The sequence below is a fragment of the Pseudomonas sp. NFACC43 genome, assembly GCF_900119645.1.
Classification (GTDB): Bacteria; Pseudomonadota; Gammaproteobacteria; order Pseudomonadales; family Pseudomonadaceae; genus Aquipseudomonas.
This window is the reverse complement of the sequence record NZ_FPKK01000030.1, coordinates 1-13,271: the sequence shown is the minus strand read 5'-3', so window position 1 is coordinate 13,271 and position 13,271 is coordinate 1. Positions and strand designations below refer to the sequence as shown.

Here is a 13,271-nt window from a genome sequence, read left to right as displayed (position 1 = left end):
GGCGAAGCCTTGGAAACCGGCATTCTCAAGCCGTGGTATGCCCGGGAGATCAACGCCGGCACGCAACTGGTGAACATGTACGGCATCACCGAAACCACCGTGCACGTGACTTACCATGCGCTGAGCGCGGACGACGCGCAGCGGGTCGGTGTCAGCCCCATCGGCACGCGCATTCCCGACCTGCAATTGCATGTGCTCGACGCCCGGCGCGAGCCGGTACCGGTGGGTGTAGTCGGGGAAATGTACGTCGGCGGTGCGGGTGTGGCCCGTGGTTACCTGAATCGTCCCGAGCTCGATCGGCAACGCTTTATCGCCGATCCCTTCAGTGGATGCAAAGGGGCGCGTCTGTACCGGACCGGCGACCTGGGACGCCGACTGGCCGACGGCAGCATCGAATACCTGGGCCGCAACGACGACCAGGTGAAGATTCGTGGCTTCCGCATCGAACTGGGGGAGATCGAAGCCAGGCTGGCCGTGTGCGAAGGTGTCCGCGAAGCGGTGGTCATCGCGCGCGAGGACGAGCCGGGGGACAAGCGCCTGGTGGCCTATGTGATCGCCGAAGAAGGCGAGTCGCCCACGGCAACCGGGTTGCGTGCCGCACTGCTGGGCTCCCTGGCGGACTACATGGTGCCAGGCGCCTTCGTGATGCTCGATGCCTTCCCGTTGACCACCAACGGCAAGCTCGACCGCAAGGCGTTGCCGACGCCGGACCAGTCATCGGTGGCGACTCGCGAATACGAAGCACCGCAAGGCGATGCCGAAACCGTCATCGCCACGATCTGGCAGGACCTGCTGGATCTTGATCGGATCGGTCGTCACGATAACTTCTTCGAACTGGGGGGCCATTCCCTGCTGGCGGTGAAGCTGATCGAACGCATGCGCCAGGTCGGGCTGAGCGCCGACGTCCGGGTGCTGTTCGGTCAACCGACCCTGGCGGCCCTGGCCGCTGCGGTAGGCGGACGTACGGACGTGGTGGTGCCGGCCAATCGTATTGCCTCGGACTGTCGACGGATCACGCCAGAGCTGTTGCCTCTGGCGACCCTGAGCCAGGACGAGATCGACCGCGTGGTGGCGATGGTGCCGGGCGGCTTGGCCAACGTACAGGACATCTATGCCCTGGCACCGCTGCAGGAAGGTATCCTTTATCACCACCTCGCCGCCGCCCAGGGCGATCCCTATCTGCAATACATGATGTTCGCGTTCGACACCTTCGCCCGACTGGAGGCGTTTACCCACGCGTTCCAATCGGTCGTCGCCCGGCATGACATCTTGCGTACGAGTGTGCTCTGGGAGGACCTGGCCGAGCCCGTGCAGGTGGTCTGGCGTGACGCCCGGATGGTGGTGGAGTCGGTGGAGCTGGACCCGGCGGCGGGCGATGTCGCCGCGCAGTTGCACCAGCGCTTCGACCCCAGGCACTACCGCCTGGACATTCGCCAGGCACCGCTGATACGGGTCGCCTATGCCCAGGACCCGGCGAACCAGCGCTGGGTGGGTATGCTGCTGTTCCATCATCTGGTGGACGACGCCACGTCCCTGGCGGCACTGTCCGCCGAGATCGAGGCGCACATGCTCGGGCGGGCAGATCGCTTGCCGGCGTCGGTGCCGTACCGCAACTACGTGGCCCAGGCTCGCCTGGGGGTGAGCCGCGAGGCCCACGAAGCGTTTTTCCGCGACATGCTTGGCGACGTCGACGAGCCGACATTGCCGTTCGGTTTGCAGGATGTGCAAGGCGATGGCAGCGGGATCGAGGAGGCCGGACAGCTTGTCGAGGCCGACCTGAGCCGTCGATTGCGGGCCCAGGCCCGTCTGCTCGGTGTGAGCGCGGCGAGCCTGTACCACCTGGTCTGGGCCCAGGTGCTGGGCAAGGTGTCGGGCCGCGAAGAGGTGGTGTTCGGTACCGTCCTGATGGGCCGGATGCAAGGCGGCGAGGGGGCCGACCGGGCGCTGGGGATGTTCATCAATACGCTGCCACTGCGGGTCAGCCTGCAAACCGATGTGCGTGCCGGTGTGACCACAACCCATGCGCGGCTGACCGCCTTGCTGGGGCACGAGCACGCCTCGCTGGCACTGGCGCAACGTTGCAGCGGCGTGGAAGCGCCGACGCCACTGTTTAGTGCCTTGCTCAATTATCGGCACACGGGTGCGATCACCACCACCGAGGCGTTGTCGGCCTGGGACGGTATCCAGATGCTCAGTGGCGAAGAGCGGACCAACTATCCCTTGACGCTGGCGGTGGACGACCAGGGCGAGGCGTTCAGCTTCACTGTGATGACGCCTGCGCGCATCGGTGCCCAGCGGATGTGTGGTTATGTGCGCCAGACCCTGGAAAGGCTGATCGAGATGCTCGAACAGTCTCCTCAGGCGCCACTGCATCAGCTGTCGATCCTGCCGCCTGGCGAGCGCCACAGGCTGCTGGCCGAGTTCAATGCCCACCAAGCCGACGCCCCACGGCAGCAACCAGCCATTCAGGCGTCGTTCGAGGCCCAGGCACAGCGCACGCCGGATGACCTGGCCGTGCACGGTGGCGCACAGCGGCTGACCTATCGCCAGTTGAACGAGCGAGCCAACCGGCTGGCCCATTATCTGCGCAAGCAGGGCGTGGAAGGGGATTCGCGGGTGGCGATCTGCGTCGAGCGCAGTGTCGACATGGTGGTAGGACTGCTGGCGGTGCTCAAGGCCGGCGGGGGGTATGTCCCCCTGGATCCGGCTTATCCGGCCGAGCGCCTTGCGTTCATGCTGCAGGACAGCGCGCCGGTTGCGGTGCTGACCCAGGCCGGTACCCGGGCGCTGCTGTCGGACGCCCAGGTGCCCCTGATCGACCTGGACGCCGGCCCATGGCTGGACGAGCCGGATCACAACCCGCACGTGACAGGCCTGACACCTGACCATCTGGCCTATGTCATCTACACCTCCGGTTCGACCGGACTGCCCAAGGGCGTGATGGTGGAGCGTCGCGGCCTGCGCAACCTGATGGACTGGTACCTCGAGGACCTGGCGTTCCATGCCGGCGATGCAGTGCTGTTGGCCTCTTCCTACAACTTCGACCTGACCCAGAAGAACATCCTGGCACCGCTCATGGTGGGCGCCACGCTGCATCTGGCTGAAGAACCCTTCAATCCAGGTGCCATCGTCGCCCAGGTCGTCGAGGCCGGGATCACTCACCTCAACATGTCGCCCAGCGCGTTCCATGCGCTGGTGGACGCCGACCATCAGCAGGCACTGGCCTGCCTGAAACGGGTGGTCCTGGGCGGCGAGCCGATCCAGGTCGCCCTGCTGGAGAAACTGCCGCAGCCACGGCCAACGGTGATCAACAGCTACGGGCCGACCGAGTGCAGCGACGTGGTTGCCTGGCACATCGTGGATAGCCATCTGGAAACCTACCGGGACCAGTCGATCCCGATTGGCCGGCCCATCCGCAACATGCAGCTGCACGTGCTGGACCACCACGGCCAGCTGTTGCCGGTGGGGGTGCCGGGCGAGATTCACATCGGCGGTGTCGGTGTGGCGCGTGGCTACCTGAACCGGCCGGAGCTCAACCAAACCCGCTTCATGGCCGATCCGTTCTACGGCCAGGCCGATGCCCGCTTGTACAAGACCGGAGACATCGGTCGCTGGTTGCCCGACGGTACCCTGCAGTACCTGGGGCGCAACGACGACCAGGTGAAGATCCGCGGTTTCCGTATCGAACTGGGCGAAATCGAAGCCAGGCTCGCCCAGCACGAGGCGGTGAAGGAAGCGGCGGTGCTGGCCCGTGAAGACGTTCCGGGGGAGAAGCGCCTGGTGGCCTATTTCACCCAGTACCCGGCAGACGAAGCACTGGGCATCGAAGCGCTGCGCCTGTACCTGCAGGCACAACTGCCCGCCTTCATGGTACCGGTGGCCTACGTCTGCCTGGACGCGATGCCCCTGACCCCCAACGGCAAGCTCGACCGCAAGACGCTGCCGGCGCCGGACCTGGGGGCGTTCATCAGCCGTGGCTATGAAGCGCCGGTCGGCGACACCGAAATCACCCTGGCCCAGTTGTGGGCTGAAGTGCTCAACGTAGAGCGTGTCGGTCGTCACGATCATTTCTTCGAACTGGGCGGGCATTCCCTGCTCGCCGTCAGCCTGATGGAGCGGATGCGCCAGGAAGGCATGGAAGCGGATGTGCGGACGTTATTCGAGCGGCCAACGCTCTCGGAATACGCGGCAACGACAGAAAAAATGGAGATTGTCCTGTGAGTGTGATCGAACTGTTGGCGACACTAAGAGAGAAAGACGTACAGCTTTCAGTCAAGGGCGATCAGCTCGTGGTGCGGGGCCGAAAACAATCGCTGAGCGAGCCTGCGGTACTGGCCTTGCTGCGCGAACACAAGAGCGCACTGATCTCGTTGATCCAGACCGGCCAATACGATGCCAACCAGGGCGGCGAACCCGACATCGCCCCCAACGCCATTCCCGCCGGCTGCACGCGCATCACGCCGCAGATGCTGCCGCTGGTGAGCCTGGACCAGAGCGCCATCGACCGCATCGTTGCCACGGTTCCGGGCGGTGCGCCCAATGTGCAGGACATTTACCCGCTGGCGCCGTTGCAGGAGGGGATTCTCTATCACCACCTGATGGCGACCCAGGGCGACCCGTATGTCCTGCAGGCACGGTTCAGCATCGCTCGGCGTGAGCGCCTGGCGGATTTTGTCGATGCCTTGCAAAGCGTGATCGACCGACACGACATCCTGCGCACCGCCATCGTCCGCGAAGGGCTGGAAGAGCCGGTCCAGGTGGTCTGGCGCCAGGCCCGGCTGGGTGTCAAGGACATCAGCGCCGAGCTGGGCGAGGGCGATGCGATGGCGCAATTGCAGGCGCGCTTCGATCCTCGCCACTATCGCCTGGACGTCAGCCAGGCGCCGTTGCTGTTGCTGGTGGTCGCCGAAGACACCGTCCACCAGCGCTGGGCCGCCATGCTGCTGTTCCATCACATGGCCCTGGACCACGCGGCCCTGACGGTCGTGCAGAGCGAAATGCAGGCTTGCCTGATGGGGCAGGCTGATCAGTTGCAGCCTGCCATCCCTTACCGCAACTATGTGGCCCGCACCCGTCAGGCTGGCCAGCGGCAGGCCGACGAGGCGTTCTTCCGCAAGATGCTTGGCGACATCGAGGAGCCGACGCTGCCCTTCGGCCAACAGGATGTACTGGGGGACGGCATTGCCATCGAGGAACATCACCTGGCAGTGCCTCCGGACCTCGGTCGGCGCTTGCGCGGGCACGCGCGACAGCTCGGGGTGAGCGCGGCGAGTATTTTCCATCTCGCCTGGGCCCAGGTACTGGGCTGCGTCTCGGGCCGCGAGGACGTGGTGTTCGGCACGGTGATGCTGGGGCGGATGCAGGCGGGCGAAAGCATGAGCCGGGCGCTGGGCATGTTCATCAATACCCTGCCGCTGCGGGTCGGTGTAGGGGCGCAGAGTGTCCGCGATGGGGTGAAGAGCACCCACGGCTGGCTGAGCAGCCTGCTGGGCCACGAATACGCATCCCTGGCCCTGGCGCAACGTTGCAGCGGCGTGGCGGCCCCGGCGCCGCTGTTCAGTACGCTGTTGAACTACCGCCACAGCGCCAGCGCGGCTCAAGTCCTGCCTGTGGAAGCGAGCCAGGCCTGGGAGGGGATCGAAGCCCTGAGTGCGGAAGAACGCACCAACTACCCGCTGATTCTCTCGGTGGACGATTTCTCCGACGCGTTTGCCCTGACGGTGCAGGCCAGTGCGCTCATCGGTGCGCAGCGCATAGGCGAATACATGCTGGCGGCCGTTGAAAGCCTGGTCGGCGCCCTGGAATCAAGCCCCGGGGCGATGCTCAACAGCCTGTCATGGCTGCCGGCGGCAGAGCGGGAACGTGTGTTGCTGGGTTTCAACGACAGCGACCGCGATTATCCCCGGGAACAGCCGATCCAGGTTTTGTTCCAGGCTCAGGCCCGGGCCCGGCCGGATGCGCCGGCAGCGGTGCAGGGCGGACGAACCCTGACCTATGGTGAACTGGATTGCCAGTCCGACCGCCTGGCGGCCCATCTGATGGGGCTTGGCCTGCAGGCCGGTGAAAGCGTGGCCCTGCTGCTGCCTCGTTCGCTCGAACTGTTGGTCAGCCAGTTGGCGGTCCTCAAGTGCGCGGCGGTCTATGTGCCGCTGGACGTCAACGCGCCCGCCGAGCGCCAAGGGTTCATGATCCAGGACAGTTGCGCGGTGCTGGCGCTGACCCTCAGCGCCGAGGCGTTGCCGTCGCACGTGCGCCGCGTGGACCTGGACACCATCGACCTTGGCGGGCAGCCGGCCCACGCCGAGCCGGCGCCACAGTCGAGTGAAGCGCCGGCCTACATCATGTACACCTCCGGATCCACGGGCACGCCCAAGGGCGTGCTGGTACCGCACCGGGCCATCAGTCGGCTGGTGATCAATAACGGCTATGCCGATTTCAACGAGCGGGACCGGGTGGCCTTTGCCTCCAATCCCGCCTTCGACGCCAGCACCCTGGACGTCTGGGCCCCCTTGCTCAACGGCGGGTGCGTGGTGGTGGTCGAGCAGCAAGTGCTGCTGTCCCAGGAGCGCCTGCGCACGCTGCTGATCGAGCAATCGGTGAGTGTGTTGTGGATGACTGCGGGGCTGTTCCATCAATACGCGGCCAGCCTGATGACGGCTTTCGCCCGCTTGCGCTACCTGATCGTGGGCGGCGATGTACTCGACCCGGCGGTGATCGGGCGCGTCTTGAAGGAAGGCGCCCCGGTTCACCTGCTCAACGGCTACGGTCCCACGGAAGCCACTACCTTCACCACCACGTACGAGATCAAGGCGGTCGGCGAGGGCAGCATTCCCATCGGTCGCCCCTTGGGCAACACCCGGGTCTACATTCTCGACGCCCAACAGCGGCCTGTGCCGCAGGGCGTGGCGGGTGAGCTGTACATCGGCGGCATGGGCGTCGCCAAGGGCTACCTGAACCGTCCGGAACTGACGGTCGAAAAATTCCTCACCGATCCCTTCAGCCAGCGACCCGGGGCCCTGATGTACCGCACCGGAGACCTGGGACGTTTCCTGGCCGACGGCAACATCGAGTACCTGGGCCGTAACGACGGCCAGGTGAAGATCCGTGGTTTCCGTATCGAGCCGGGGGAGATCGAAGCCCGGTTGGCCCAACACCATGACGTGAAGGAAGCCGTGGTGCTGGTTCGCGAGGACGCGCCTGGAGAGAAACGCCTGGTGGCGTATTTCACGCCGCGCTCCAGCGACGAGGCAGTGGATATCGAAGCCCTGCGCGCTCATCTGCAAAGTCGCTTGCCGGACTACATGGTGCCGGCGGCCTATGTACAGCTCCAGGCCTTGCCCCTCACCTCCAATGGCAAGCTGGACCGCAGGGCCTTGCCGGTGCCGGACCAGGCTTCGATCGTCAGCCGGGGCTACGAAGCCCCCGTGGGGGAGGTCGAAAACACCCTGGCCCGCCTGTGGAGGCAGGTCCTGCATGTGGAGCGGGTGGGGCGCCACGATCATTTCTTCGAGCTGGGCGGCCATTCGTTGCTGGCGGTCAACCTGATCGAACAGATGCGCCAGGTCGGCTTGAGTGCCGATGTCCGCGTACTGTTCGGCCAGCCAACCCTGGCGGCCCTGGCCGCGGCGGTGGGCGGCGGCAATGAGGTCGAGGTCCCGGCCAACGCAATCACCTGCGGCTGCGAACGGATCACGCCTGACCTGTTGCCGCTGGTGTCGTTGACCCAGGAGGCGATCGACCAGATCGTCGCCAGCGTGCCGGGCGGTGTGTCCAACGTACAGGACATCTACCCGCTGGCGCCGCTGCAGGAAGGCATTCTCTACCACCATATCGCGGCGCGGCAGGGCGATCCCTACGTGCTCCAGGCGATGTTCGCCTTCCACAGCGAAGCGCGTATCGAGGCCTTCGCGCAGGCGCTGCAAGGCGTTATCGATCGTCACGATATCCTGCGCACGGCGGTGTTGTGGGAGGGCCTGGAACAGCCGATCCAGGTGGTCTGGCGCAGGGCCGCGTTGAGTGTCGAAGCCGTCACGCTGGAAACCGGAGGCGCCGATGCCGTGACCCAGCTCCATTCGCGCTTCGACTCCCGGCACCATCGCCTGGACATTCGCCAGGCTCCGCTGATATGCCTGCGCCATGCCCATGACCCGGTCAACCAGCGCTGGGTGGCGATGCTGCTGTTCCACCATATCGCGCTGGACCATACCGCGCTGGAAGTGGTGCAACAGGAGATGCAGATGCTCCTGCTCGGCCAGGCCGATCGGCTCGGCGAGGCGATGCCGTACCGAAACTATGTGGCCCAGGCTCGCCTGGGTGTCAGCGAGCAGGAGCACGAGGCATTTTTCCGCGACATGCTGGGCGACGTCGACGAACCGACGCTGCCCTTGGGCTTGCAACAGGTCCAGGGTGACGGCCTTGGCATCGAGGAGGCGAAGCTCGCGGTGGAAGCCGGCTTGAGCCGCCGGCTGCGGGCACAGGCGCGGCGAATCGGTGTCAGTGCGGCCAGCCTGCATCACCTGGCGTGGGCCCAGGTGCTGGGACGGTTGTCCGGACGCCAGGATGTTGTCTTCGGCACGGTGCTGATGGGGCGGATGCAGGGCGGCGAGGGCGCCGACCGGGCCCTGGGCATGTTCATCAATACGTTGCCGCTGCGGGTCGATCTGCAAGCCCAGGGCGTGCTGGCCGGCGTCAAGGCTACCCATGGGCGACTGACTGCCTTGCTCGGCCACGAGCATGCGTCCCTGGCCCTGGCCCAGCGTTGCAGCGGCGTGGCTTCACCGGCCCCGCTGTTCAGCGCGTTGCTGAACTACCGGCACAGCGCGGCCGATGCGACCTCGGTCGAGGCCCGGGATGCCTGGCAGGGCATGGAAGTCCTTGGCAGCGAGGAACGTACCAACTACCCGCTGACCCTGTCGGTGGATGACTTGGGCGAAGGCTTCATGTTGAGCACCCTTGTCGTCCAGGGAATAGGTGCGCAGCGCATCTGTGCCTATATGCACACCGCGCTCGAAGGCCTGGTACAAGCCCTCGAGCAAGCGCCGCGCATGCCCCTCGACCGCCTGGAGATCCTGCCGCAAACCGAACGCGACCTGCTGCTGGCGGATTTCAACGCCACCGATCGCCCTTATCCGCAGGACCAGACCGTCCTGGCGCTGTTCGAGGCCCAGGTTGCACACCTGCCCCAGGCGGTCGCGGCGGTGCATGGGCAGCGACAGGTCAGTTATGCGCAACTGAACGAGCGAGCCAATCGCCTGGCCCATTACCTGTTGGGACTCGGCGTGCAACCGGACGACTGCGTCGCGATCCTGCTGCCGCGCTCGATCGACCTGCTGGTCGGCCAGTTGGCGGTCCTCAAATGCGCGGCGGCCTATGTGCCCCTGGATCGCAACGCTTCGTTGGAGCGCCAGGGCTTCATGCTGGAGGATTGCCGGGCGAAGGTCTTGCTCACCTTCAGTACCGAAGTCGCCCCCGAGGGCACCCCTCGCGTCGAGCTGGACACCTTGACCTTGCAAGGCCCGATCCACAATCCGGCACTGGCGCAATCCAGTGAATCGATTGCCTACATCATGTATACCTCGGGTTCGACAGGGCAGCCCAAAGGTGTCCTGGTTCCCCACCGGGCCATCAACCGGCTGGTGATCAACAACGGCTACGCCGATTTCAATGCCCACGACCGAATCGCCTTTGCCTCCAATCCGGCGTTCGACGCCAGCACCATGGATGTCTGGGGCGCGCTGCTCAACGGCGGGCAGGTGGTGGTGATCGACCATGAAACCCTCCTCGAACCAGCGCGGTTCGCCCAGGTCCTGGTCGATACGGGCGTCACGGTGCTGTTCGTGACCACGGCCATTTTCAACCAGTACGTGCAACTGATCCCCGAAGCCATCGGCGGCTTGCGCATTCTTTTGTGCGGTGGCGAACGCGCCGACGCGGCCTCCTTCCGACGCTTGTTGAGCCTGGCGCCGGGCTTGCGCCTGGTGCATTGCTACGGTCCGACCGAAACCACCACCTACGCCACGACCCTGGAAGTCAAGGCTGTGGCCGAGCACGCGCAAAGCGTGCCCATTGGCGGGCCCATCTCCAATACCCGGGTCTACGTACTGGATGCACGCCAGCGGCTGGCGCCCCTGGGTGTGGTCGGCGAGATCTGCATCGGCGGCAAGGGCGTGGCCAAGGGGTACTTGAACCGAGCGGACCTGAGCGCGGAGAAGTTCATCGCCGATCCGTTCAGCCCCGAGCCCGGCGCGCTGCTTTACCGCACCGGTGACCTGGGCCGCTGGCTGCCCGAGGGCAATCTGGAGTGCCTGGGACGAAACGACGATCAGGTCAAGGTCCGCGGGTTCCGTGTGGAACTGGGAGAGATCGAGGCCAGGCTCGTCGCCTGTGGCGGCGTGAAGGACGCGGTGGTCGTGGTGCGGGCCGACGAGCCGGGAGAGAAACGCCTGGTGGCGTACCTCATTGCACAGCCTGAGGTCAGCCTCACCGTGGCGGCGTTACGCGAGCAGTTGTCCGCCACCCTGGCCGAATACATGGTACCTGCCGCGTTTGTCCTGATGCCGGCGTTCCCCTTGACACTGAACGGCAAGGTGGACCGCAAGGCCTTGCCCGTGCCGGCGGCGGAGGCGTACGCCAGCCAGGCCTACGAGGCCCCCCAGGGCGAGGTCGAGCAAGCGCTGGCCGGCCTGTGGGCCGAGTTGTTGAACGTCGAACGTGTGGGGCGTCACGACAACTTCTTCGAACTGGGCGGCCATTCGCTGCTGGCGATGAGGCTGATCGAGCGCATGCGCCAGGCCGAGATGGCCGTGGACGTGCGGGTCCTGTTCAGCCAACCGACGCTGCGGGCACTGGCAGCCGCCGTGGGCGGACACCGCGAGGTGGTGGTACCGGCCAATGCCATCGTCCAAGGGTGCGAGCGAATCACCCCGGACATGTTGCCACTGGCTGCATTGAGCCAGGAGGCCATCGATCGGATCGTGGCAAGCGTGCCGGGAGGCACGCAAAACGTGCAGGACATCTACCCCCTGGCGCCCCTGCAGGAAGGCATCCTGTATCACCACCTGACGGCGAAAAAAGGTGATCCCTATGTGCTGCAGACGCTGTTCGGCTTTGACAGCCGCGCACGCCTGGATGACTTCATCCTCGCGTTGCAGCGGGTGATCGAGCGCCACGACATCTTCAGGACCTCGATGGCCTGGGAAAGCCTCGACGAACCGGTGCAGGTGGTATGGCGACAGGCTCGGCTGATCGTCGATGAGCTGGAACCGGATCCGAGCGCCGGGGATGTCGTTGCGCAGCTGCAGGAGCGTTTCGACGCCCGGCATGTGCGCCTGGATGTGCGCCAGGCGCCGATGTTGCGCCTGGTTATCGCAGAGGACGTCGACAACGGACGCTGGATCGCGATGCTCCTGTTCCATCACATGGTGCTGGACCATACGGGGCTGGAAGTCCTGGAGCGTGAAATGCAGGCCCAGTTGCTTGGCAAGGCGCACGAACTGGGCAATGCGGTGCCTTACCGCAACTATGTGGCCCAGGCGCGCCTGGGTGTCGGCCAGCAGGAACACGAAGCCTTTTTCCGCGAGATGCTTGGCGATATCCAGGAGCCGACCCTGCCGTTCGGTCTGCAGGATGTGCAGCGCGATGGCTCCGGTGTGGAGGAAGTGAAGCTGGCGGTGGAGGCGGGCTTGTGTCGCCGTCTTCGCGCCCGGGCCCGGCAGTTGGGCGTCAGTGCGGCGAGTGTGATGCACCTGGCATGGGCCCAGGTACTGGGTCGTGTCAGCGGTCGCGACGAAGTGGTCTTCGGCACCGTGCTGTTGGGGCGGATGCAGGGGGGCGAGGGCGCCGATCGGGCACTGGGCATGTTCATCAACACCCTGCCATTGCGGGTGAGCCTGGGTGGGCACGGTGTGGCCGCCGGGGTCAAGGCCACCCACAGGCGTCTCACTGGCCTGCTGGGGCATGAGCATGCCTCACTGGCCCTGGCGCAGCGCTGCAGCGGTGTGGTTGCACCGACGCCGTTGTTCAGTTCAATGCTCAACTATCGCCATTGCGGGGTCGAGGTGACTGCCCAGGCGCTGTCGGCGTGGCAGGGCATCGAGTCGATTGGCGGCCAAGAGCGTACCAATTACCCCCTGGCGCTGGCGGTGGATGACGAAGGCGAAGGCTTCAGCCTGGTGGTGCAGGCACTGGCCGGTACCGATGCGCGGCGTGTCGGCGACTACATGCACACTACCCTCGAAAGCCTGGTCACGGCACTGGAGCGGGCGCCGGAGACGCCCCTGGGTGAGCTGGCGATTCTGCCCATGACTGAACGCCAGCGCCTGCTGGAAACGTTCAATGCCACCACGGTCGATTATCCCCGAGGCCTGACCTTGCACGGTCTGTTCGAAACCCGTGCCGAGGCCAGCCCGGACGCCATCGCCGTGGTGACTGACGACGAGCAATGGAGCTACCAGCAACTGAACCACCGCGCCAACCAGGTTGCCCATCGCCTGATCGCCCTGGGGATCCGCCCGGACGATCGGGTGGCGATCTGCGCCGAGCGCAGCCTGGAAATGGTGGCCGGCCTGCTGGGCATTCTCAAGTCCGGTGCTGCTTATGTGCCGCTCGATCCGGATTATCCGCTCGATCGCCTGGCCTACATGCTGGACAACTGCGCGCCGAGCGTGGTGCTGACCCAGGGGGCCTTGCAGGCACGCCTGCCCGCCACCGATGCCCGGACGTTGTTGCTGGACGATGCCGCGTTCTCGACCCAGTCGACGGCTAATCCAAGGGTCGAGGAGCTGCGCTGCGACCATCTGGCCTATGTCATCTACACCTCCGGTTCCACCGGCCTGCCCAAAGGCGTGATGAACGAACATGGGGCGGTGGTCAACCGCCTGCTGTGGATGCAGGACGCTTATCCGTTGACGGCTGCCGATGCGGTGCTGCAGAAGACCCCGTTCAGCTTCGACGTATCGGTGTGGGAGTTCTTCTGGCCGCTGTTCACCGGCGCCCGGCTGGTGATGGCCCGTCCTGGCGGGCATCGCGACCCAGCCTACCTGTGCGAGGTGATCCAGGCCCAGGGCATCAGCACGCTGCACTTCGTACCGTCGATGCTGGACGTGTTCTTGGCCCATGGCGCCGCCCACGGCTGCGACGGGCTGCGGCAGGTGATGTGCAGCGGCGAAGCCTTGCCGGGGCATCTGGTGCGGCGTTTCAAGGCGCAACTGCCGCAGGTGGCGTTGCACAACCTGTACGGCCCCACCGAAGCCGCCGTGGACGTCACGGCCTGG

2 protein-coding genes are annotated in these 13,271 nt (G+C 65.6%); both read left to right on the top strand.

Annotation, left to right across the window (positions count from 1 at the left end; all coding sequences use genetic code 11):
- Positions 1-4,221 (top strand): non-ribosomal peptide synthetase (locus tag BT179_RS27105; RefSeq protein WP_143148737.1); only part of this gene is annotated, 4,221 nt, incomplete at its 5' end.
- Positions 4,218-13,271: non-ribosomal peptide synthetase (locus BT179_RS26120; RefSeq protein ID WP_305728732.1), on the top strand; the 9,054-nt coding region annotated here is incomplete at its 3' end. The genes BT179_RS27105 and BT179_RS26120, both read left to right, overlap by 4 nt.